22 protein-coding genes and 2 pseudogenes are annotated in these 23074 nt (G+C 61.0%); 12 read left to right on the forward strand and 12 right to left on the reverse strand.

Going from position 1 to position 23074, the window contains the following annotated elements; translation table 11 throughout:
• Positions 1-66: 66 nt before the first annotated feature.
• The gene (locus tag OZ411_RS07820) at positions 67-207 is read left to right on the forward strand and encodes a hypothetical protein (RefSeq protein WP_282527461.1); all 141 of its coding nucleotides are present in this window, start codon (positions 67-69) and stop codon (positions 205-207) included.
• Between the two features lie 419 nt (positions 208-626).
• Here OZ411_RS07820 and OZ411_RS07825 read toward each other — a convergent pair.
• A pseudogene (locus tag OZ411_RS07825) lies at positions 627-1621 on the reverse strand (hypothetical protein).
• Positions 1622-1928: 307 nt separating this feature from the next.
• On the opposite strand from OZ411_RS07825, the gene OZ411_RS07830 reads away from it, so the two are divergent.
• The 6 genes and pseudogenes from OZ411_RS07830 (at position 1929) to OZ411_RS07855 (ending at position 5247) form a co-directional block, all read left to right on the forward strand.
• A complete protein-coding gene (locus tag OZ411_RS07830) occupies positions 1929-2900 on the forward strand; it encodes a GTP-binding protein (protein ID WP_282527516.1) in 972 nt (323 codons plus the stop codon).
• A gap of 11 nt (positions 2901-2911) precedes the next feature.
• Positions 2912-3124 (forward strand): hypothetical protein, encoded by a 213-nt coding sequence (locus OZ411_RS07835; RefSeq protein ID WP_130577811.1) that lies wholly within the window; start codon positions 2912-2914, stop codon positions 3122-3124.
• Between the two features lie 183 nt (positions 3125-3307).
• A complete protein-coding gene (locus OZ411_RS07840; protein ID WP_282527462.1) occupies positions 3308-3547 on the forward strand; it encodes a hypothetical protein in 240 nt (79 codons plus the stop codon).
• Between the two features lie 247 nt (positions 3548-3794).
• A pseudogene (locus OZ411_RS07845) lies at positions 3795-4429 on the forward strand (DUF1007 family protein).
• Positions 4430-4601: 172 nt separating this feature from the next.
• On the forward strand, positions 4602-4937 hold the full coding sequence (locus OZ411_RS07850; RefSeq protein ID WP_282527463.1) for a hypothetical protein: 336 nt from the start codon (positions 4602-4604) through the stop codon (positions 4935-4937).
• Positions 4938-5091: 154 nt separating this feature from the next.
• Complete coding sequence (locus tag OZ411_RS07855) at positions 5092-5247, forward strand: hypothetical protein (protein ID WP_282527464.1); 156 nt, start codon at positions 5092-5094, stop codon at positions 5245-5247.
• Between the two features lie 376 nt (positions 5248-5623).
• Here OZ411_RS07855 and OZ411_RS07860 read toward each other — a convergent pair whose 3' ends face one another.
• From OZ411_RS07860 to ccoN, 9 genes are all read right to left on the reverse strand, one after another.
• Positions 5624-6811: an MBL fold metallo-hydrolase gene (locus OZ411_RS07860; protein ID WP_245475777.1), complete on the reverse strand. Its 1188-nt coding sequence runs from the start codon at positions 6809-6811 to the stop codon at positions 5624-5626.
• Between the two features lie 1147 nt (positions 6812-7958).
• The gene (ccoS, locus tag OZ411_RS07865; RefSeq protein ID WP_282527465.1) at positions 7959-8114 is read right to left on the reverse strand and encodes a cbb3-type cytochrome oxidase assembly protein CcoS; all 156 of its coding nucleotides are present in this window, start codon (positions 8112-8114) and stop codon (positions 7959-7961) included.
• The gene (locus OZ411_RS07870) at positions 8111-10372 is read right to left on the reverse strand and encodes a cation-translocating P-type ATPase (RefSeq protein WP_282527466.1); all 2262 of its coding nucleotides are present in this window, start codon (positions 10370-10372) and stop codon (positions 8111-8113) included. Before OZ411_RS07870 ends, ccoS begins: the two co-directional genes overlap by 4 nt.
• Positions 10373-10400: 28 nt before the next feature.
• On the reverse strand, positions 10401-11195 hold the full coding sequence (locus tag OZ411_RS07875) for a DUF2189 domain-containing protein (RefSeq protein ID WP_282527467.1): 795 nt from the start codon (positions 11193-11195) through the stop codon (positions 10401-10403).
• A complete protein-coding gene (locus tag OZ411_RS07880) occupies positions 11192-11446 on the reverse strand; it encodes a hypothetical protein (protein WP_130577819.1) in 255 nt (84 codons plus the stop codon). The genes OZ411_RS07875 and OZ411_RS07880 overlap by 4 nt, the downstream gene beginning before the upstream one ends.
• Positions 11443-12327 carry a cytochrome-c oxidase, cbb3-type subunit III gene (ccoP, locus tag OZ411_RS07885; RefSeq protein WP_282527468.1) on the reverse strand — a complete coding sequence of 295 codons (885 nt, stop codon included), beginning with the start codon at positions 12325-12327 and terminating at the stop codon, positions 11443-11445. The genes OZ411_RS07880 and ccoP overlap by 4 nt, the downstream gene beginning before the upstream one ends.
• Entirely contained in the window at positions 12318-12488 is a 171-nt protein-coding gene (locus OZ411_RS07890; RefSeq protein WP_130577820.1) for a cbb3-type cytochrome c oxidase subunit 3, read from the reverse strand. Before OZ411_RS07890 ends, ccoP begins: the two co-directional genes overlap by 10 nt.
• Positions 12485-13228, reverse strand: coding sequence for a cytochrome-c oxidase, cbb3-type subunit II (gene ccoO, locus OZ411_RS07895; RefSeq protein ID WP_282527469.1), 744 nt, complete (start codon positions 13226-13228; stop codon positions 12485-12487). Before ccoO ends, OZ411_RS07890 begins: the two co-directional genes overlap by 4 nt.
• 6 nt (positions 13229-13234) lie before the next feature.
• Positions 13235-14890 carry a cytochrome-c oxidase, cbb3-type subunit I gene (ccoN, locus tag OZ411_RS07900; RefSeq protein ID WP_282527470.1) on the reverse strand — a complete coding sequence of 552 codons (1656 nt, stop codon included), beginning with the start codon at positions 14888-14890 and terminating at the stop codon, positions 13235-13237.
• A 507-nt stretch (positions 14891-15397) separates the two neighbouring features.
• On the opposite strand from ccoN, the gene OZ411_RS07905 reads away from it, so the two are divergent.
• The 5 genes from OZ411_RS07905 to OZ411_RS07925 all read left to right on the forward strand — a co-directional run bounded on the left by OZ411_RS07905 (position 15398) and on the right by OZ411_RS07925 (position 21505).
• The gene (locus OZ411_RS07905) at positions 15398-17050 is read left to right on the forward strand and encodes a fatty acid--CoA ligase (RefSeq protein WP_282527471.1); all 1653 of its coding nucleotides are present in this window, start codon (positions 15398-15400) and stop codon (positions 17048-17050) included.
• Positions 17051-17087: 37 nt separating this feature from the next.
• Entirely contained in the window at positions 17088-17567 is a 480-nt protein-coding gene (locus tag OZ411_RS07910) for a MaoC family dehydratase (RefSeq protein ID WP_130577824.1), read from the forward strand.
• Positions 17564-19267 (forward strand): alpha/beta fold hydrolase, encoded by a 1704-nt coding sequence (locus OZ411_RS07915; protein ID WP_282527472.1) that lies wholly within the window; start codon positions 17564-17566, stop codon positions 19265-19267. The genes OZ411_RS07910 and OZ411_RS07915 overlap by 4 nt, the downstream gene beginning before the upstream one ends.
• On the forward strand, positions 19260-20180 hold the full coding sequence (gene phaZ, locus OZ411_RS07920; protein ID WP_282527473.1) for a poly(3-hydroxyalkanoate) depolymerase: 921 nt from the start codon (positions 19260-19262) through the stop codon (positions 20178-20180). The genes OZ411_RS07915 and phaZ overlap by 8 nt, the downstream gene beginning before the upstream one ends.
• A 107-nt stretch (positions 20181-20287) precedes the next feature.
• On the forward strand, positions 20288-21505 hold the full coding sequence (locus OZ411_RS07925) for an acyl-CoA dehydrogenase family protein (RefSeq protein ID WP_282527474.1): 1218 nt from the start codon (positions 20288-20290) through the stop codon (positions 21503-21505).
• A 30-nt stretch (positions 21506-21535) separates the two neighbouring features.
• Here OZ411_RS07925 and OZ411_RS07930 read toward each other — a convergent pair whose 3' ends face one another.
• On the reverse strand, positions 21536-22879 hold the full coding sequence (locus OZ411_RS07930) for an adenylate/guanylate cyclase domain-containing protein (protein ID WP_282527475.1): 1344 nt from the start codon (positions 22877-22879) through the stop codon (positions 21536-21538).
• On the reverse strand, positions 22860-23036 hold the full coding sequence (locus tag OZ411_RS07935; RefSeq protein WP_282527476.1) for a hypothetical protein: 177 nt from the start codon (positions 23034-23036) through the stop codon (positions 22860-22862). The genes OZ411_RS07930 and OZ411_RS07935 overlap by 20 nt, the downstream gene beginning before the upstream one ends.
• Positions 23037-23074: the final 38 nt, after the last annotated feature.

The raw sequence follows: 23074 nt of genomic DNA on the forward strand, positions 1-23074 counted from the left end.
GTTGCCCATGACCGCAGTGGCCATGCAGATTGGACAGAGATAGTCGGGATGGCTGTCTGACGGTCTATGACGATTCTGGCCGTCATCGGCGCCCGCTATGGCGGCAATCAGCACGCCGGAGCGCTCGGGCACTTTCCCGGCGAAGCCGTGAACGTGACCGAAGGCCAGCGTCAGGTTGATGACGAGCGCGATCAGCGCAAGCCATGAACCATGCCTATTATGTTTCCGAAACCAACGCATCCGGAAGCAATTGCCCTTCGCTCGAAGCCGATCTTATCCAAGCTTGTCGTAACATCAAAGGGTCGAAAATTGGCCTTGCGGTCGAAAATCGACCAGCCGTCGGGCGAAGACCTAAGTTATTCGACGGGGACCGGTGATGATCGTCTCCGGACCGCCTAATTAGCGCGACCTCAGGAAAAGAATCACATCTCGCGGACTTGGCACCCGAGCCTGGCAGCGGTGTTGTCTGTGCCCGCGTAGCGACATCGGTTTCCAACTTCACAGGTGGAAGTCGGGGTACTTGCGCCGGCCAGCGTCTAAACCAGCGGGCCCTCTTGAGCTGTCGCAGTTATGCCGGAGATTTGCGGGATAGCCAGTGCGAGCGACAAGGCACAAGCGAGAAGATTTCACTGTGCCTTGCAAATCGGCGTTGGCCGTTGCGCTGGTGCCGGATGATCCTTCTTGTATCGAGCCAGGATCGGCTCGAGGGTTTCCTTTGGCCAAAATTTTGGAGCCCGGATTTCGTTCAAACAGGAGGCGTTCCAATATAGTCCCACGCCGGATAGCGACCGGCCGGCCGCAACTGCTCGCGCGACGGCTTCGATGTCGGCAGAGTCAGGATAGATGTAAAGCGTCGTCGGATTATCCTTCACCATCGCGATGATTTGGCCGGCGTCCGATGGCGACCAACTGGTGCAGCCGTTGCTGCGGCCGCCAGCGTAATCCTCTAGTGTTCCAAGGGAACGTAACCGTCGTGGTTTGCGTACGGACTGCGTGGATCCTTTCGAAGACAGACGTTCCTCAACAACTCGGCCGGATGCCCGCCGATCTCGCGCTGTCGGGCATTTGCCGTCTCGCCCGCGCCATCAAACTGAACAAACGAGCGTATCAGAACCGCGTCTTGTTTCGCCGAAACACGGTAGTAGCCTTTGAAGGACATCGTCGTCTCGCCTGTTACATAGGCCCCGCCAGTCGTCAGAGTTGAATCCATCGCGTTGCCGAAGTTCTTCGCGCAGCGTCTTCCGTTCGCGAAATCCGCGACGCCTTTCAAATCGCGACCGCCGCCGTGACCCGCCGAAATTGCACGAAACGATCGCTCGGATTCGCAGATAACGTAGAACCGACGCCCCAATTTGCCGTCACCTAAATCGTTGGGACGCGTCGCGTCCATCGCGAAATAGCAGGGATTCTTAACCGCGCCTTGGCTCACTTTTTGCTGGTAAAGCGCACGCGCCCTCTGCAAGACCACTTCTGCGATTTGACCTTCGCCTTCGCCGACATGTGCCCTCAGCCAAGCCGGAACGTCCGACGGTTGCTGCGCGGCAAAAGACTGCGGCGACGCCAATAAGGCGAATACGATGATCAAGAGGCTGAAGATCTGAAGGATGGATCTTAACCGCACCGGATCAATTCTCTGTTTCCAAGCGCCTTTCACGCAAGTTCATGCATCGCAGTGTATCCAACCGTTAGCGCGGGATCTCGCGGCCGGACAGCAAGCTACTGCACGGTCCCTTGCGTCTTCTCCCGATCACACGTAATGTTATAACATGACGTTTCGGGTCGCAATGAGCTCAGGGTGGCATTTCGCATCAAGTTGCTAACGCCTCCTTCCGCTCGATCCCGGCCCGAACCCGACCATGCGCAGATCAGCGATCGACGATATGGCGAAATGCGCCGCCGCCCACGAAGCGCGAGGAGAAAACAACACCATGGCCGATGCTGCACCCCAGATTCCCGTCACTGTTCTGACCGGCTATCTCGGCTCTGGGAAGACCACGCTGCTGAACCGCATTCTATCCGAGACGCACGGCAAGCGCTTTGCGGTGATCGTGAACGAATTCGGAGAGGTCGGCATCGACAACGATCTCATCGTCGACGTGGACGAGGAGATTTTCGAGATGAACAACGGCTGCATCTGCTGCACGGTCCGCGGCGACCTCATTCGCGTTATCGCGGGGTTGATGCGGCGCAGCCGCGGCTTCGACGGCATTGTGATCGAGACCACGGGGCTCGCAGATCCCGCGCCGGTGGCGCAGACCTTCTTTGTCGACGAGGATGTCCGCCGCAAGACGAAGCTCGACGCCATCATCACCGTCGCGGATGCCAGGCATGTCCTCGAACAGATTGGCCGAGCGCCGGAAGCGCAGGAGCAACTTGCGTTCGCCGACATCGTTCTCGTCAACAAGGTCGACCTTGTCGATGCGGGCGGCCTCGCAACGGTCGAACGTCGCATCCAAAAGATCAACCCGTATGCAAAGATTCACCGAACCGAGCGCTGTGATATCGATCTCGCTCAGATATTGGGGCGAGACGCCTTCAATCTCGAACGCATCCTCGAAGTCGAGCCGGCATTCCTCTCCGAAGCGCACGAGCACGAACACGACGACGGGATCGGCAGCATCTCCCTAGTCGCCGATCGACCGATGAAGCCCGGCAGGTTCGTGTCCTGGATTCAAGATGTCACCCAGCGCTACGGAACGGACATCCTGCGCATGAAGGGCATCGCATCCATGGAGGATGACGATCGTCGGTTTGTCGTTCAGGGCGTGCACATGCTCATTGAAGGCGGAAGTCAGCGTCCCTGGAAGGAGCAGGAGCCGCGCCAGACACGCCTTGTTTTCATCGGGCGTGACCTTCCGAAGGACCTGCTCAGGCAAGGCTTTGAGGCTTGCTACGCCTAAAGGGAGTGCAGATGGGCAAGATCGTAGGATTCGTTTCGAAATCCGAACTCGAGCGGCTTCGCCTCATTCGTGAAGCCCGCGCGATATATGAGAGCATCTTTCCACCGGCCGATGCGGTTGACGCGTGGCCCAATGACCGAGCCGGCAAGGGTAAGGCGACCGGGTTGAAAGGGTCCTCGAGCAGAAATAATGCGTATGACCGGCCGTTCATAGCCGCTCGATAGCCATGTTTTCCTCGTCCATTGCAGAATGATCGCCAAACGACGCGGCCATTGCGCGTTCGGCCGATGGCTGTAGTTTCTGGCTAGGAACGCGAGAAGGGGAACGGCTCCTTGGCAGGGGCGAAATCGATCTCGGCGCGGGCCTTCACCCCGCCATGCGGAGCCTGTCTCGCGCTGGCGGCGCTGATGCTGCAGTTCGCGTTGTCGTTCGCGCACGTCCACAAGCACGATCTCGCCTTTTCAGGCTTCGGCCGCACCAATGTCGAGAGCCTCAGGCACGCTGGGCCACCACGGCAAGCCGTAACGCAGCTGCCGGCGCGGCTGGCCGATCACGATGACAATTCCAATCTGCTTCTCGGGCTTGCTGCTGTCGAACTCTTCATTACCGGATGCTTCGGTAAATCCGCATCTGCCGCAATTCGCTGAGACTGATCGTGCGTTCAATCCAGTTTCCGATCGGGTGTTGCAACAGCGTCACGCGGCATTCCTGGCCCTCGCGCCCCCGCCGTCTGAGGCCTTTGCCGCCCCTTCCGTCTTTGCCGCAGGACATGTCTTGCGTAGCGCGGCGCAAGGCGCATGCGTCACCTGGTGCGCGACCGCGCTCCGAGCGCGTTTGAGACCGCCGTCCCCGCTTTCTTCGGGGCGCCTCATTCCTCGATTCCGCAGATAGACCATGATCAAACGCATATGTTGCGGCTGCGCGATCCTTCTCTTGTTGTCCGTTAACCTCGCAGAGGCGCATCCCCATGTCTGGGTCACCTTCCACAGCGAAGTCCTTTACGCCGCTGACGGCACCATGACGGGTGTCCGCCACGCCTGGACCTTCGATGACATGTTTTCGGCCTATGCGATTCAGGGCATCTCTCATGCGAGCAAGGGTCAGTACACGCGGGAAGAGCTCGCCCCCTCGCCCAGGTCAATGTCGATTCGCTGAAGGAGTAGGGCTATTTCACCTTTGCGCGCGCCGACAGCAAGAAAGTGAAGTTTTCGGATCCAGTCGACTATTGGCTGGAATACAAGAACGCCGCCCTCACTCTCCATTTCACCTTGCCTTTGAAAGCGGCCGCCACGGCAAAGGTCATGCAGATTGAGGTCTACGATCCCACGATCTTCGTGGATTTCGAATTTGCCAAGGATAAGCCGGTTTCCTTGAGCGGCGCGCCGCAATGCAATCTGACTTACGATCTGCCGCACCAGCCGACGCCGGCGGAACAGTTGCGGCTCACTCAACTCGATAGCGATCCGCTCGATGCCTCCAGCACCTACGGAGAAACTTTCGCGAACAAGATGCTGGTGAAGTGCCCATGACCAGACCGCGCGCCGTCTCCGCCACTGCCCTCGTGGCGATCCTTATCGCATTTGCAGGCGGCATCGTGTCGGTCTGGAGCGCGCCGTTTGGTGCGCCGCATCCTGCAGCAGCGGCATCTCCGCTTCGGGCGTCAGCGGCTGGATTTTCGCCGAGCAGGCCGCCTTCTACCGTTTGCTGTCGGGCTTCATCCGGGCGAGCAAGGAAGATGAAGCCGCGATGTGGGGTCTGTTCGGCATCTCGTTTCTCTATGGCGTCTTTCATGCTGTGGGCCCAGGACACGGCAAGGCCGTCATTTCTTCCTATCTCGTCGCCAATGAAGAGACTTGGCGCCGCGGCGTTGTCCTGTCATTCGCGTCCGCTGGCATCCAATCCGTTGTTGCCATTCTTGTCGTGGCCATAGCCGCGGCTCTACTTGGCGCGACGGCCAAGGTGATCGGCCTCGCCGTCCACGTCGTCGAGATCGTCAGCTATGGCCTCGTCATCCTGATCGGCCTGCGGCTTCTCTAGGTCAAAAGCCGTGGTTTTCTCATCGCCTTCCGCGAACTGAGGTGGGCCGATGCGTCTGTCCTAAGCGTCGCCTCGGGTTATGGCGGCAAGACCTTCCAGCTTGGCGCTCCGCGCCTTGGCGCGATCGCCATGCGCGGCGGCCAATGCATGCTCGATGGATGCAAGTCGCATCGCCCGGACGCGGGCCGGGCCCGGCATGCTCGCGATGCGCGCGATCGAGGCCGGCGCCGCAGCACTTATCGTCGCTTTTGGGACATTGCTCCTGCCGGGTTACATGGCCAGCGAGCGACTCTGGATGTTCACCGGGTAGAGTGCGCCGCAAGCACCTGGAGCTGTCGCTCATCGGCGTGCTTGCATTCCGCAATGATAGTCTCCGTCATCGCGCCGATCCCCGAGGTGACGCCTCTGCTATCCACCCCGCGTCGGTCTAAGTGCCAGCCTGTGAGCACATTGGGCGACGATTTGATCGAATTGCTTACTCGAGCAAGTGAGGCCGAGTTACAGTTTCGGTGCGGACGCGCATATCGCGCTGTAAAATAAAGCAAAATTGGCGCGACACGGCCGATGAAGATGGGCACTATTGTTTCGCCGCACGATGATGGAGCGGCACAAGCATGCGCTGCGGCCAGCGAATGCATTCATTCGCGGACCGCAGACGCTATGGCTATCGTGGTGCCATTCCTTACTCAGGCCGCGAAGATGAAGCGTGTCCCCGTATAGGAGCGCAGCAGCTTGTTCGGCATCTCGGCTTTGGCCATTTCGTAGAATGGCTCACCAGTGCAGTGCAGTGGAATTACGTACTCGATTTCCATGCTCTTCAGCGCAGCGATCGTGTCGCGCACATAGTCTTCCTTGTAAGGCGCAAGGTGGAACCCGCCAATCACGGCATAAACCTTGTTGATGCCCGAAGCCGCCTGTGCCTGCTTGATCGCGTTGATCACCCCGCGATGACTGCAGGACGTCAATACGATCAATCCGCGGCCTTTTAGATTGAATGCTGTCGCGATCTCATGCCGGAACTGGTCCGGGATGACTGCCTTCGTCCGTTCGTCCTCCGGAAGCCGCTCGGCATAGCAGCCAAAGCCGTGGTCGACGCCGATCTTCATGGCGCTGGGCGACAGCAATTTCTCAAAGCTCGCCTGGCCGATGTGGCCGGTGGTGAAGCCGTGGTCGGCGATGAGGGCCGGTTCTTCTGCGTATGTGACCGCAACATTGGCGTCTTCCAGTGCCTTGCGATCCAAGGCTCCGAAGTCGCCGCGTACCGGCGGAGCTGTCCATTCGCGCGAGCAGAATGCCTCCTCGCCGCCGACGTAAATCGGCAGCTTGGCTTTCAGCTTGCTGTTGTTTTGCCGTAAAAAGCCGGCGAGGCCGCCAAAATGATCGTAATGACCGTGGCTCAAGACAAGGGCGTCAAGCGCGGCCGGATCGATGCCTACGAGATTGGCGTTGTTGACCAGCGCGTCCGGTGTGAAGCCGAAATCCATCAGGACATTTCGTGTTTCAGTGCCGCGCTGCGACTCGACGTGCATCGACAGTCCGAACTCACTGATCAGCGTTTTGCCCGGCGGCTTGCCACCGCCGATGCCCCAGCCGAAGTGTTCGATCTCGACATCAGAAACCTTCCGGCTCGGCGCGACAGCGAATTGATAGCTGTCGACCACCACGCATACCGCCACACGGTCAATCTCGGGCACCTTGCCGGCAATCGTTTCCGCGCGCACTGGCTTCGCGCCGCCCATCAACGTCGCCACAATAGCGCTGAACAGGACAGCACCGCCACCGCACACCACGTCGCGTCGATGAATCGCATTGCACTGGCAAATTAACATGATCAAATCCTCCCCTGCGTGACCTCTGCTGCCGCAAGGCGTCACGTGGAAACGCACTCCAGGGCGGAGGCGTTGGGGTGCCGAACACACCAGCGTCTGGCAGCCCGCACACCGAGGATTAGGGGCATCCTATCCCGCGCTTGCCACCGTGGCGAGTCTCATTCTGCCTCGGCGAGGCCAAGCGCAGTTTCGACTTGCTGCAAATAGACAGTCACCAATCAGGATAGCGAGATGCAATCGCACGGAGCCGCGCAAGGTCGTAATGCGCGCCTTAGAACTCAAGAACATGCGGATCTTGTTGTGTCGCCGTGTCGAACTCGGACGAGCGTGAGCGGCGGCCTGCGAGCGCTACTCCGACCGCTTATCGAAACGATCGCTGGGCTTAGACTGGCGAACTTCCGACTGACGTCGTCAGCTGCCAAGCTATCTGAACTTGCCGACGATTTTCCTTCACATCTGCTTACTGGCTCGAACGTGGCAAAGCTGGAGTTTCGGTTCGCGCGCGCATATCGCGCTGTAAAAATAGAGGAAATTGGCGCGCCACGAAGAAATCACCTGCAAACACTAGCTTTGCTCGTCTTGGCTAGCAAATTCGTACTACGTAGCCAGTTTCGGGATCTCGCGTTCAATCAATCGCAGGAATCGGGTGTTGCGCCTCCGGGATTCGAACCTACTCGCGTGCCATTCCTCGCGGCGAGGGATTGCGTACGAACGGCGGCTCTTGACGAACTACCGAGGGTCCACGTCTCGAGTTAGGCTGCCCTTCGGTAGGAAAACAAGACTTCGGAAATAGTGGGTCTCGCGGTGTAGCGGACCCCCGCTACCATGCGTGACCCATTATAGTGACCCCTCGGGAAACACGTTCCCGACGGTCCCGGGCTCGCCCTTTGTTCCCTGCTTCGAGGACAGCTCAAGCCTGCGGAATCCAGCTCCGCAGCGCGGACAAGTTGTGTCGCCTTTTTTCATGGCATGCCCAATCTCGTCTCGATGGAAGCCGAGTTTAACGTGGACTGAGTGACGGAACTAGGGCAATCGTTCCGCACTCGCGGTCCTTTGAAGCGTATGACTTGTCTTCGAATCGTCATCCCGCTTTGTCTTGTTTGAGTATTGCTCGAAGCTATCGGCTAGGTTTTGCCGCGACTCGGCTTTTCCGGCGGTCGCCTCGATTTACTTACACAAGCGACTGTGGCCGTTAGCGTTCAGGCCCTTCATGTCGCTCGAACAGGATGCGCTGGGCTGCGCCTTCGAGGTCGTCATATTGGCCGCTCTTCAGCGTCCACATGAAGGAGGCGAGACCAGCGAGACCGAGACCAATGGCGATCGGCACGAGAAAGAAGAAGTCGATCATTTCAATGCCCCGAGTATGAAAGGCGCTTCCGGGCGGCGGATGTCTCTTCGCTCGCGTCGTTTCGACACCCGGACATCGAGACGCAACGCATTGGCCACGACCGTGACTGATGACAGCGACATTGCGACGGCCGCCAGCAGCGGCGTAACTCCGCCGAACACGGCGAGCGGGATCGCCACGATGTTATAGGCGATCGCAAGCATGAAATTTTGCCGAACCAGCGCACCGGTCGCGCGGGAAATCGCGATCGCCTGCGGGACGGACTGAAGGCTGTCGCGCAGGAACACGAGGTCGGCGGCGTTGCGGCCGATATCTGATGCCGACGCCGGCGCCATCGAGACGTCGGCCGCCCGCAGCGCGGGCGCGTCGTTCAGACCGTCGCCGACCATCAGTACCTTGTTGCCGGCCTGCTTCAGTGCTGAAATGTGCTGGATCTTGTCTTCCGGTCGGGCATCAGCGGTCCAGGTCAGGCCCAGCCGCTTGGCGATTCCTCGTACGCGCTGGTCCCTGTCGCCAGACAGGATTTCCACAAAAGCTCCTGATTTCCTCAGTTCGGCGACAGTTTCTTCTGCGCCAGGGCGCAATGTGTCGTCGAGGCAGAAATAGGTCATGCCTTTACCGTTGATCGCGAGCGCGATGGCTGCATCGTGGTGTCTCTCGCAGGAACGTCTGTCCGCAACTGCCCACTCGGGCCGTCCCAATCGGTAGACATCGGTACCGCGCCGCGCTTCGAGACCGAAGCCCGGATGCTCTGACACCGCATCGAAGGTGATCTGCCGGCGATCGTTCCCCAGGGCGGCCAACGCCTGCGAATAGGGATGGCGAGAGTGCATGGCGAGTGCGGCGGCCAGGGCGAGCCTATCGGGTGCAGTGTCGCCCTTTGTCGTGAGCCGTGGCTGGCCGGCGGTCAACGTCCCCGTCTTGTCGAAGACCACAACGTCGACGTCGGCAAGCTTTTCCAGCGCACTGCCGTCCTTGATCATGATGCCCTTGTCGAACAGCCGCCGGGCGGCAACGACATGGACCATCGGAACAGCAAGGCCAAGCGCGCAGGGGCAGGTGATAATCAAGACGGCGATCGCGATGGTGATAGCGCGGTGGGCGTCGCCGGAGGCGATCATCCAGCCAAGGAACGTCAGAAACGCGACGGAGTGAACGAGCGGCGCATAGAGTTGCGCGGCGCGGTCGGCGATCCGGCGATAGGCCGATCGGCCGGTTTCCGCCGCTTCCATCATCCGCTTCATCTCGGCGAGGAACGACTGATCCATCGTCGCGGTCGCGACGATGGTCAGCGGCCCGGTCAGATTGAGGATGCCGGCCTGCAGTTCTGTGCCTTCGGCCGCGGGCTGCGGCGCGCTCTCGCCCGACACCAGGGAGTGGTCGAGCTCGGACGTACCCTTGATCACGCGTGCATTGACGGGGACGCGTTCGCCGGCGGCGAGCAGGATCGTCATTCCCGGCACAATCTGCTCGATCGCCAGATAGGCTTGTGTGCCGTCCGGCCGCAAAACCAGTGCGCCGCGCGCCGACAAACGCGCCAGTCCGCCGACCGCCTGCCGCGCCCGCTCTCGCATCACATAGTCCAGCGTCCGGCCGATCAGAAGGAAGAACAGAAGCGACACCGCAGCGTCGAAATAAGCGTAGGGACCATGATGGATGGTTTCGTACAGGCTCATAGCGAAGGTGAGCAGGACGCCGATCGAGATCGGGACGTCCATATTGGTCCGGCCCTGCTTCAGGCTGCGCCAGGCCGAGCGGAAGAAAATCCGGCCGGAATAGATGAGCGTCGGAAAGGCGATCAACGCCGAAATCCAGTGGAAGAGATCGCGAGTTTGCGCTTCCGCGCCAGCCCAGACCGATACCGACAGGAGCATGATGTTGCTGGAGGCGAAGCCTGTGACCGCCAGCGCGCGCAGCAGGTGGACCAACACCGCGTCCTTTTTGCCAGCGCCGACATCGTGGACGTGAGCCTTATAGCCGATGGCGTTCAGCGCCCGTATGATTGGTGGAGGGGAGTCTCCGCGCCAAAGGACGGTGACCCGCCGTGTCGACAGATTGGCCCGCGCTTTCGCTACGCCCTCGAGCTTGCTGAGCGCCACCTCGATCTGCTGCAGGCATCCGCCGCAATGGATTTCGGGCACCGACAAGTCGGTCTGACGCAGCCCGTCGTGGACCGCCTGGCTCGCGAGCAGGATCTCGTCATCCGGGGTTATGACCTGATGCAGATAGAGTTCGGCGCCGGGTGCGCAGCAACTCATGGGATCGGCTCCGTCGTTCCGCGGGAAGTCACTCCGTTTCCGGTTGCGCGGCGCGATAGGCGTGCCAGGTGGCGTGACCGAGCAGCGGATAGATCATGACGAGCCCCAGCATGCCTGTGGCAAGGCTTGCCAGAAACAAAGCAAGCACGATGGCCGCCCAGATCAAGAGGACCCGCAAATTGTTCCAGACCAGCGCCATGCTGGAGCCCATCGCGGTGAACGCATCGATGCGCTGGTCGAGCAGCATCGGAATCGAAAAGGCGCTGATCGCGAAGGAGAACGCCGCGAACAGGCCGCCGACGGCGGTACCGACGATCAGCATCGCCCAGCCGATGCCGGTGGTGAACAGCATCGACGCGATGCGATCGAGGCCCGGAAATGCCACCATGCCGAAGAACAGGGCATAGATCAGCACGGCCGCACGGATCCACACGATCATCAACAGGCAGAGCAATACGCCGGTGAACAGGATCTGACCGCCGGAACGCGGCCTGACGAAGAAGATGTTTTGCCAACGTAGCGGCAGGCCTTCTTCGATCCGGCGACTCTTCTCGTAGAGCCCGACGGCCAGGATCGGGCCGATCACCATGAAGCCCGCAAAGAGCGGAAACAGGATGTAGTCGCGCTTGAGGGCAACCAGGCCCGCCACCAGCCCGACCGAGATCGCAAGAATGATCACCCCATAGGCTAGGCTCAGCGGCATCTGCGTCAAGAAATCCCGCCAGCCTTGCGCCAACCATTTGAAAGGATCGGCCGTCGTCAATGGTCGGACCCATGGGTTGCCCATCGAGAGCGGCGGCGCGACCGAAGGAAGCATCGTCATCGCTCGTGTCCTTCTGCAGATGTGCGGATGGCGGGCGGCGAGCAGGACGATTTGGCCGCGTAGTACAGGTCGGGCGCATCACGGGCGTCGCCCTGACGGAGATGGCTGACGCAGGCCGGCTGCGAGGTCGATGCGACATAGATGAGGTGGGTGTTGGCGGCCAGGACGGCGATCACGCCGCACACGACTACAACCCACACGCAGATGTTCGCCCTGCTGGCACTGCGTCGGTCGATGGCGAGTTCGTTCATTGGCCAGCCATCCTCTTGTCGACGAGGTAGAGCGTCAGGATCTTGCGATCGAGTTTGGACAATCGGTTTTCCCAGGTCGGCATGTGTCCCTGGCGGCCGCCCCAGACCGTGCTATGGATGGTTTCGAAATCGCCGCCATAGATCCAGAAACTGTCGGTCAGGTTGGGCGCGCCGACCTCCGGATTGCCCTTGGCATCAGGACCGTGACAGGCGACGCAATTGGCGGAGAAGATCGCTTTGCCAGCCTCTACCTTCGCGGGATCGACGTCCTTCGCGCCTGGATGCGACAAGAAATAGACAAAGCTGACCACATTGACGACGTCCTGGCGAGGCAGCATCTGATCGCGGCCGAAGGCCGGCATTTGCGAGACATGTGTGTCGGGGTGAGCCGAGTTGATGCCGACGCGAATGGTATTGAAGATATCTTCGGGCTTGTCGCCCCATAACCAAGAGCTCGTCGTCAGGTTCGGAAAGCCCGGGCCTCCCTTGGCGTCAACGCCGTGGCATACGGCGCAATTGTTGCCGAAGAGGGCGCGACCGGTGCCCCGTACGATCTCCATCAGAGGCGGATCGGACTGGATCGCCGCAAAATCCTCAGTCTCGATCCTCTTCGTCCAGACGCTGCGTTCGACCGCGGCCTCCTGCAAGGAGGCTGCGACAAGCTTTCGCTGATCGATGCCGAGCAGCCCCTTGGTGTAGGTCACGCCGAGCGGCCAGGCCGGCATCAGCACCCAGTAGCCGACCGAGAACAGGAAAGCCAAACTCAGGAAGAAATACAGCACGCGCGGGACCGGCGTGTTCAACTCCCTCAAGCCGTTCCATTCATGGCCGGTCGTGAGATAGCCAGTATAGCTGTCGCGATCTGGTTGCTCTACCGCCATGGTCCCGCCTCATCGCGAAAGATGGATTGCGCGGCATCATCGAAACGCTTCTTGTTCGACGGCCACATCGCATAAATCACCACCGCGACTGACAGCGCGATCAGGTAGAACAGCCCGAACGATTTTGAGATGCCGACGAGCAATGCATGTTCGACGATCATTGGCCTGCCCCTGCTTGTGCAACCGATTTATGCGCAGCGTCAGTCAGCCGGCCGAGGACCTGAAGATAGGCAACGAGCGCGTCCATTTCGGTCAGGTAGCTGGGTCGGCCGTCGAATGCGCGCATCGTGGTGGCCTTGCCGTACCGCTTGGTCACGCCGTCCGCTAACGGCGAATCCGGATTGGACTGCGCGTAGGCGTCAAGCGCGGCATTGGCGATCATCTCTTCGGTGTAGGGTACGCCGACCGCGCGCTGGGCTTTCAGGTGAAGGCCGAGATCGTCAATGCGCAGTTCGGTCATGAGCAACCATCCGTAGGCCGGCATCACCGAGACCGGCACCACGTCGCGCGGATTGTTGAGGTGAGCGACGTGCCACTGGTCGGAATATTTCTCTCCGACCCGCGCCAAGTCCGGCCCGGTGCGCTTCGAACCCCACAACATCGGATGGTCGTACTTGGATTCGACCGCGAGCGAATACGGGCCGTAGCGGTCGACCTCGTCACGAAGCGTGCGGATCATCTGCGAATGGCAGGCGTAGCAGCCTTCGCGGATGTAGATATTGCGGCCGGCGAGCTCGAGCGGCGTGTAGAGCCGCATGTCGGGAGCGTCTTCCACGGTCTGGTGAATGGTGAAGAGCGGCGCAATCTCGACCAGACCGCCGATGCTCGCGACGACGATGATACCGAGCGTCAGACCGATCGCCTTGCTTTCCAGCCGGTAATGCAATCCGAAGAACGACATGGCGTTTCACTCCGCGGCCCGCAGGGCGCCGCCGCCGACCACGGCCGGTTGCGGAATGTCGGCGGCTAGGTCCGTCACCGCGCTGGGCACCTTGATGGTCATCCAGATGTTGTAGGCGCCGACGCAGCCGCCCATCAGGAACAACAGGCCGCCGACCGCGCGCGCGATGTAGTACGGATGCATAGCGACCAGCGTGTCGATGAAGGAAAAGGCGAGCGTGCCGCTCTCATTGTAGGTCCGCCACATCAGTCCCTGGACGATGCCCGAATTCCACATCGCGAACACGTAGATGACGGTCCCGGCCAGCGCGAGCCAGAAATGCGCTTCGACGAGCTTTGGCGAATACATCTGCTCGCGTTTCCAGAGCCAGGGTACCGTGGCATAGATCGATCCGAAGGTGATCATCGCGACCCAGCCAAGCGCGCCGGCGTGGACATGGCCGATGGTCCAGTCGGTGTAGTGCGAGAGCGAATTCACCGAGCGGATCGCCATGAACGATCCTTCGAGGGTGGTGAGGCCGTAGAACACTCCCGCCACCATCATGAAGCGCAGCGTGGCGTCGTCGCGCACCTTGTCCCAGGCGCCGTTCAGCGTCAGCAGCACGTTGCCGGCGGACGCCCATGAGGGGATGAGGAGCATCAGCGAAAAGGTCATGCCGAGCGTCTGCACCCACTGCGGCAGCGCAGTGTAGTGCAGGTGATGCGATCCGGCCCACATGTAGAAGAATGTGATGCCCCAGAAGCTGATGATGGACATCCGGTAGGAGAAGATCGGACGACCCGCCCGCATCGGGAGGAAGTAGTACATCATGCCGAGGAAGCCGGCGGTAAGGAAGAATGCGACGGCGTTGTGTCCGTACCACCATTGCGTCATGGCGTCCTGAACACCCGAAAAAGCCGAGTAGCTCTTGGCGTGGCCGAGCGAGACCGGAACAGCCAGATTGTTGACGATGTGCAGGATCGCCACCACCAGGATGAACGCCATGTAGTACCAGTTGGAGACGTAGATGTGCGGCTCCTTGCGCCGCGCCAGCGTGCGCAAGTAGACCAGGAAGTACACGACCCACACCACTACCAGCCAAAGGTCGGTGTACCATTCAGGCTCGGCGTATTCTTTGGACTGGGTGATACCCATCATGTAGCCGGTGACGGCGAGCAGGCAGAACAGGTTGTAGCCGTACACCACGAACCACGGGCTCACCTGGTCCGGGAGGCGGGCGCGTGAGGTGCGCTGCAGCACGTAGAACGACGTCGCGATCAGCGCGTTGCCGCCGAAGCCGAAGATCACGGACGTGGTGTGGACCGGCCGCAGCCGGCCAAAGCTCGACCAGGCGACCCCAAACGTCAGGTCGGGCTCGACAAGCTGCCAGGCGACCCAGTCGCCGACCGCAAGCCCAACCACGGCCCAGATCATCGCAAGGACGATGGCGACCTTGCTGGGATCATCGTAGTAGTGCGCAAGCCGCTCGTCGGATGGCGCCGGCGCGAAGTAGCTTTCGCCGATGCGAAAGATCGTGAGAATGCCCGCAAGGAAAACAAGGGCGCCGTGAATGCCCATCGCGTCATCGCGTCCGACCAGGATCATCAGGGCGCCACAGACCGCCACGGCCGCGCTGATCATGATCGCGTACTGCCGTTCGATTAAGGTAAGCTGGGCGATCATGGCGGCTGCCCCCGCGCAGTTCTTGAGGAAGATGCGCCACGAATTTGGCTGACGTGACCGCCGGTTTCGCGAAGCCGCTTGCCGATTCGAGAACGTCTTTGCTGCGTTCTGCCGACACGAGAACGCGCAACGAGCGGTCATTCACGCCCAGAAGCCTTACGGCAGTGGATCGCGGCAAGCGACTCTTCGGAGAGCCCAAAACGTGTGGGTTCGGCGTTGTTGGTGCGTAGCAGCAAAAGTGGATTGTCGGGAGGATGACGCTGGCCGTCGTCCCGCAAAGGGAGCAAGATCGGTGAAGACCTCTGCCGGAGATAACGGCAGACTGTCCGGTTCAGACCCGGTCGATGGCCGTTTCGGACCTTCACAAATGCCGAGCGTCACGCGACGCTTCAGGCCAATGTCACGCGTGAACGGTCGCGCAGCAAACGGCAGACCCGGCGATCCGCGCGATCGAAAGAGCGGACGTCGCAAGGGCCGAAGGGAGAAGCAAGCTCGAGGGAGGCCGCCATGGTCGGAAGGCTGATTCAGGTCGCTAAATCCGCCTATCAATATCCGCTCATCTTCAAGCAGTTATGGCACACGCCGCTACTGCAGTCGCCGGATCAGGAGATCGTTTATTGCGACCGAAGGCGTCTCACCTATCGACAGGTCGGCGAGCGGGTCAGCCGGCTCGCCTCGGCCCTGAGCAAGCTAGGCGTCAAGCCGGGCGACACGGTCGGCGTTCTCGACTGGGACAGCAACCGTTTCCTGGAAGCCTTCTTTGCGATCCCGATGATGGGGGCGGTGCTGCAGACGGTCAATGTCCGTCTCTCGCCCGAACAGGTTGCCTATACGATCAATCACGCCGGCGCCTCGACGCTCCTCGTCAATGACGACTTCGTCGGCCTCCTCGAAGGCCTGATGCCGCAGTTGCCGAGGGTCAACACGCTGGTCGTGATGTCGGACCGGCGCGCGCCGGAAACAGGGAGCCTTACTTTTGTCGGGGAATATGAGGACCTGTTGGCCGCGGCCTCGCCGGACTACGACTTTCCGGATTTCGACGAGAATACCCAGGCGACCACCTTCTACACGACCGGCACGACCGGGTTGCCGAAGGGAGTCTATTACAGCCATCGGCAGCTTGTGCTGCATTCGCTCTGTGAACTTGCGTTCTTTGGCATGGCGACCCGTCAGGGCCGGTTCTCGCGCGACGATGTCTACATGCCGATCACACCGATGTTCCACGTGCATGCCTGGGGGTTCCCATGGGCGGCGACGGTTGCGGGCGTCAAGCAGGTCTATCCCGGACGTTATGATCCGGCGATGCTGCTGAAGCTGATCAAGAGCGAAGGCGTTACCTTCACCCATGGCGTCCCCACGATCCTGCAAATGCTGCTCAACGCCGCGGCGGCGGCGAAGACCGATCTTGCGGGCCTGAAGATGGTCGTGGGCGGCTCGGCCTTGCCGAAGGCGTTGGCCAAACAGGCTATGGCCGCGGGGGTCGATATCTTTGCCGGCTACGGCATGTCCGAGACCGGCCCGATTGCCGCGGTGGCTCACGTCATGTCGAGAGACCTCAGCGGCGATCCGGACCAGGAGATAGAGTTCCGGACCAAGGCGGGAATGGCGGCGCCGCTGGTCAACCTTCGTATCGTCGATGAGGACATGAAGGATGTCCCCCATGACGGGAAGTCGGCGGGAGAGATCGTGCTTCGCTCTCCCTGGCTGACGCAGGGCTATTTCGACAATCCCGAAGGTTCCGAGCAGCTTTGGGCCGGTGGCTATCTGCATACCAACGACATCGCCGTGGTGAGCCCCGGTGGCTATGTGCACATCACCGACCGCCTCAAGGACGTCATCAAGACCGGCGGTGAATGGGTGTCGTCTCTGCAGATCGAAGACTTGATCACGCAGTGTCCCGGCGTCTTGGAGGCCGCCGTGATCGGCGTCAAGGATGACCGCTGGGGTGAGCGGCCGCTGGCCCTGGTGGTGAAGGAAACAACCGGTGCAGGCGGGGCGACGGATGTTGCCGTGAAGGCCCACCTGAAGGTGTTCGCCGACAGGGGCGTCATCTCGAAATATGGAATCCCCGAGAAGATCCTTTTCATCAACAGCATTCCCAAGACGAGTGTCGGCAAGATCGACAAGAAGGTGCTGCGCGAGAAGTACGGCGACATGTAACCGCTCGGCATCCATGAGCGCATCGAGGAGTTGACAGATGAGCAACCTCACACTTGCCGCTCTCGGCGAACGCGTTGGACAGGAGCTTGGTCTTTCCGATTGGGTCACGATTGATCAGGCACGGATCGATACCTTTGCATCCTGTACCGGCGATAATCAGTGGATCCATGTCGACGTCGAGAGGGCGAGGCAGGAAAGTCCCTTCCGCGGTCCGATCGCGCACGGCTATCTGACGCTCTCGATGGTCGCTCCGCTGGCGATGGAGGTCGGTGTCATCCCGAAGGATGCTGCCGCCGGCCTGAACTACGGCATCGACAAGGTCCGCTTTCTCGCGCCGGTGCCCGCCGGCGCGCGCGTCAGGCTGCGCGTCGTTCTCGCCGGGATCGAGCCGAGAGAGGGTGGGCAGGTGATCATGAAGACTCAAAACACGCTGGAAGTGGAGGGATCGGAGAAGCCGGCCCTGATTGCCGAGACGCTGGCGCTACTGATTCCCGCGAAGGGAGCAGGACAACAATGAGTGCGGAGAAGCGCGAGCAGATATCGCCGACGCCGGGGATATCCGAGGAAGCGTCCAGAAATACGCTGGCGCTCAATCCCCTTGTTGGCATTCAGGGGCAGGATCTGGTCGAAAGCGCGGGTATCCTGTTCAAGGCGGTTGTCAACGAGCCGAAAGTCGCCACCGAACAGTGGCTTTCCTTCCTGGGTGAGCTGGGCTCGATCGTCGCCGGCAAATCCGAGCGGACGCCGAAGGCGGGCGACAGGCGGTTCTCTGATCCCACCTGGAAGGAGAGTGCGCTGCATAGCGGACTACTGAGGGCCTATCTTGCCTGGGGTGACGCGGTCAACGGCTTCGTCGACAAGACGAGCCTCAGCCAGATCGACAAGGCGCGGGCACATTTGATCACGGAGATCCTGGTTGACGCCGTCGCTCCGACCAACGCAATCCTGACCAATCCGGCGGCAGTTCGAAAATTCGTCGATACCGGCGGCCAAAGCCTATTGCACGGGCTGAAGAACTATCTCGATGACCTCGCCAGGAATGGCGGCATGCCGTCGATGGTGGATCAAACCGCCTTCGAGGTTGGCAAAAACCTCGCGACGACGCCGGGCGCGGTCATATTCCGCAACGACTTGCTGGAGCTCATCCAGTACGCGCCGACAACAGAGAAGGTCTGGAAGCGACCGCTGGTCGTCACCCCTCCACAGATCAACAAATATTACGCGCTCGATCTTTCGCCCGACAAGAGCATGGTTCGCTTCCTGCTCGAGAGCGGAATTCAAACCTTCTGCGTAAGCTGGCGCAATCCGACCGCGGCCAACCGCGACTGGGGTCTGGACACCTATGTGGCCGCGCTTGACGGAGCTGTTGACGCAGCGCGCGAGGTCACCGGCTGCGACGATATCTCGATGATGGGATCCTGCTCCGGCGGGATCACCGCGACGGCGTATCTTGCGACGCTGGGCAGCGCGGCGGAGCTGAAAATCAGGAACATGGTCCTGGCAGTCTGCCTGCTCGATCCGAACACCGCCGAGGAGAGTGCGTTCGGTTGCCTGATGACGCCGGAGACGATGCGGGCCGCCAAGGAGAGCTCCCGCCTTCGCGGAATCGTCGACGGCCACGATCTCGCGCGGATGTTCGCCTGGATGCGGCCCAACGACCTGATCTGGAATTACTGGGTGAACAATTACCTGCTGGGCAACCAGCCGCCGGCCTTCGATATCCTGTACTGGAATGCTGATACAACCCGTCTTCCAGCCCGCCTGCACCGTGATTACCTCGATCTCTATTTCACCAATCCGTTCGTCAGCGCCGGCAAGCTCACGCTGAGCGGCAAGACCATCGACATGAGCAAGGTGAAGGCCGACAGCTACGTCATCGCTGGAGTGACTGACCACATCACGCCGTGGAAGGGGGTCCACAGGACCGCGCAGATCATGGGCGACGCGACAACCTTCGTGCTGTCGAACAGCGGTCATCTGCAGAGCCTGCTCAATCCCCCGACCAATCCGAAGGCTTCATTCATGATCGGGCCGGTCAATCCGGCCGGCCCTGACGCTTTCCTTGCGACGGCCGAGAAGCGGAAGGGAAGCTGGTGGCTCGATTGGCGGGACTGGCTCCATCCGCGCTCGGGCGAGGAGGTGAGCGCGCCCGCGTCGCTTGGCAGTGAACGCCATCCCGTCCTTGGACCCGCGCCGGGGACCTACGTCTTTGACTGACGACCGCACCAGCGCCGACCAATCGATCAGCCGGAAGCCGAGCTCGACCGCTATGAATCCGAACGAGATTGAGGTCCGACAAATTACGATTGGCGCGCAGTCATTGCGGGTTGCGATCAAGCGTGGGACCGGCGACAGCCGACCGCTTCTGCTGTTCAACGGAATAGGGGCAAACTGGGAGCTCGCGAGGCCGTTCCTTGAGGCGCTCACCAGAACGACAGCGATCATCTTTGACGTGCCCGGCGTTGGCGGATCGCCGCGACCTCTGCTGCCGTATCGCCCGTCGACGCTCGCGCGGCTCGCCGCCGACCTCGTCGCGGAGCTCGGTTACCATGAAATCGACGTCGCCGGCGTGTCCTGGGGAGGCGGCATCGCGCAGCAATTCGCGCATCAATATCCAAAGCTGTGCCGGCGACTGGTGCTCGCCGCGACCGCGCCAGGGGCCATCATGGTGCCGGCGCGCCCTTCGGTGCTGTGGATGATGGCGACGCCGCGCCGCTATGTCGACAAGGAATACTTGAGCAGGATCGCGCCGGACATCTACGGCGGCGCGTTTCGCAAGGACCCGTCCTTGATCCGCCCCCATGCGGAAGCGATGCACGGCGCACGCAACTTGGGCTACCTTTATCAGCTTCTCGCCATGGTCGGATGGACGAGCCTGCCATGGCTCTGGTCGTTGCCGCAGAGAACGCTCGTTCTGATGGGCAGCGACGATCCGCTAGTCCCGCCGATCAACGGCCAAATAATGGCGCGGCTGATCCCGAACGCCGAACTCCGCATGATCGACGACGGACATTTGCTTATGGTGACGAAGCCGGGGGAAACCGCGGCCCTTATCGAGGAATTTCTGGCCGACGAGCGCGAACGGGGCGAGCCGGAGCGTGTCCGCTTTCGCAAAGGGGCGGCCGAATGAGACATCTCTTGCCGAAACCGGATGGCGAACGCGCATAACCTAGGCACAGCGAGAAGGGAGGAAATCATGACGGATGCGACCTCACCATTCATTCCAGGGAGGACCCCATGGCGAACGCGCAGGCAAAGCTGACGGAGAAACCGGGTTACGTACCGCCGCCGATTGACGGCGACTTCTACAGGATCGCAAGCATGCTGAACAATGAGGAGCGTGCGTTGCTTGGGCGCGTTCGCGCCTTCACGGAAGGCGTGGTCGCGCTTGTGATCGAGGACTATTGGGGTCGTGATGAATTTCCGTTCGCGATCATTCCCAAGATGGCCGAAATCGGCATAGGTGGCATCGGCTACCAGGGGTATGGGGCGGCCGGAGGCAGCTGGCTGTTGAACGGCTTTGTCGCGATGGAGCTGGCGCGCGTGGATGCGTCCGTCGCGACGTTCTGGGGGGTGCACACCGGGCTGTCGGCGGGATCGATCTATCTGTGCGGCGACGAGGAGCAGAAGCAGCGTTGGCTGCCGGCCATGATGCGCTTCGATTCAATCGGCTCCTTCGGTTTGACCGAGCCATTGGTAGGCTCAGCAACGTCGGGCGGAATGATGACGTCCTGCCGCCGTGAGGGCGACAGCTGGATCCTCAACGGCCAGAAGAAATGGATCGGCAACGCCACCTTCGCCGACATCAACGTGATCTGGGCGCGTGAGGAGGGCTCAAACCAGGTCAAGGGCTTCGTCGTCGGAAAGGACAATCCGGGCTTCTCGGTCGAGAAGATAAGGACCAAGATGGCTTTGCGGGTCGTTCAGAACGGGCTGATCACCCTGAAGGACTGCCGCGTTCCCGAGGCGGATCGCCTGCAGAACGCCAACACGTTCAAGGACACGGCAAAGGTCTTGAGAATGACCCGCACCGGGGTGGCGTGGTTCGCCGTGGGCTGCCAGATGGGCGCCTACGAGCATGCGCTGCGTTACGCCACCGAGCGAATGCAGTTCGGCAGGCCGATCGGCGGCTTCCAGCTCGTTCAGGATCTCCTGGTGCGCATGCTCGGCAATGTCACATCGACCCAGGCGATGATGCTGCGACTCGGGCAGTTGCAGGATGAGGGCGTGATGCAGGACGAGCACGCCTCGCTCGCAAAAGCGTTCTGCACCGTGAAGTGCCGCGAGACGGTCGGCTATGCCCGCGAGCTGCTCGGCGGCAACGGCATCCTCCTGGAGAACCACATCGGGCGCTTCGTGGCCGATGCGGAGGCAATCTACTCCTATGAGGGGACCAGGGAGATGAACACCTTGATCGTCGGCAAGTCCATCACCGGATTGAGCGCTTTCGTATGACGAGATAGGGTTTGCACTGGCGCGTGCCCACTATTGGACCTCCGCGCCAGCCATCATCAGTCCCGAAATCGTGCCGTAAACAGCGATCCAGGCGGCGCGAATCTCCGGCGTGAACTCGTCGCCAAGGAATTCTGCGAGCGTCAAGAGCAGTGCATTGGCAACCTTGTCGTAATCGGTCGAAATTGCCCCATAGTGGCAGTGACGCGTTCCGAGGGCGCGCACGCCGCCCTCGATCTCGGTTATCCGGTTCAGTCCTTTGACGAGAGAACTCAGCATCGACACCAGCATCCGTCTCTGGAGTGCGAGGTCGCTCTTGAACAAAGGGCGAAGTTCCGGATTGGCCTCGAACAGAATGCAGTAGAAGCGTTCGCCGAACGCGACCAAGCGCGGAGCGATCCGGTGGAACGATGACTGGACCAGGAGAGCGGGATCGGGGTTCGTGAATCCGTCGCAATGGTAAAGCACGGAGTCTTCCGACGTGCCTTTGAGCTGGAGCTTGTGGCTCGCGCCAACTCGAAGGGCGCCGGGCAGCTCGGCGACAATGCTGTCGCTCAGGAGTATCGAAGAATTGAGTTGCTTGGTCATGCGCTCGATTCGGCTGGCAACGTTCACGGTGTTGCCGATGACGGTGATCGGCCGCTTTCCTGGATGACCGATTCGGCCCAGGATGACCGGTCCGAAATGCACGCCGATGCCGAGACGAAGCGAGATGTTGAGATCGCGTTCGAACATCGGGGAGAGCCGCTGTGCGGCGTCTTGCATCGCGATCGCCGCACGAACGGCATTCCGGCACGCGACCGCCGGCCGCTCACCGCGGATGCCAAAGATCGCAAGCAGACCATCGCCAATGTATTTGTCGATGAATCCATTGTTGTTCAGCACGACTTCCGCCGCGGCCGCGAAGTGGCTGTTCAGGAAATAGACGACGTCGTAGGGTAAGCTCTTTTCCGTCTGACTGGTGAAGTTGCGGATGTCGCAAAAGAGGACGGCTACTTCCAGTTCCCGCTCCTCGACGCCGGAAGGTGCGCCCAGTTCATCGAGGTCAAGGACCACGATGTCCTGCGGGCTCTGCAGGAGCCGGCGCGCGACGAGGTCGCCGTGTACCCTGGTCTGACAGGCGAGGCGCGTAAACTCATCCCACCCGCGCTCCGATGCGACGCGCTCCTCGAGCGGCGTGCGGGCTGAGACATGCGTGAGGCCATCGAGGATCCTGACCCGGCAGGTCGTACAGCGTGCTTGGCCGCCGCACTGGTGGTGGTGCGGAATCCGGTTCTGGATCGACGCCTCGAGCAATGTCTGTCCATCGGCCACCTGGATCGTCGTTCCGTGAGAGTAGGTCACGCAATGCACGGCATCAGCTCCCTGCTTGCTCAATCCCCTTGCTCTCCGCGAACAATCGAAAACCGCGCCGCTGGCCGAAGGCCGCCAGCAAAGGATTCGCCGAGAAGCTCATTGTCACCGTTTGGAGAAAGCGCACGCCCGGTGCTTGCATCGGTTTGACGGCGGCGGAACGCTCTTGCTGTGTTTCCACGAACCAGGCGCGACGGTTTTGACCTTCGTAATCCCGAG

It is taken from the genome of Bradyrhizobium sp. Arg237L (assembly GCF_029990105.1).
Taxonomy (GTDB): Bacteria; Pseudomonadota; Alphaproteobacteria; order Rhizobiales; family Xanthobacteraceae; genus Bradyrhizobium.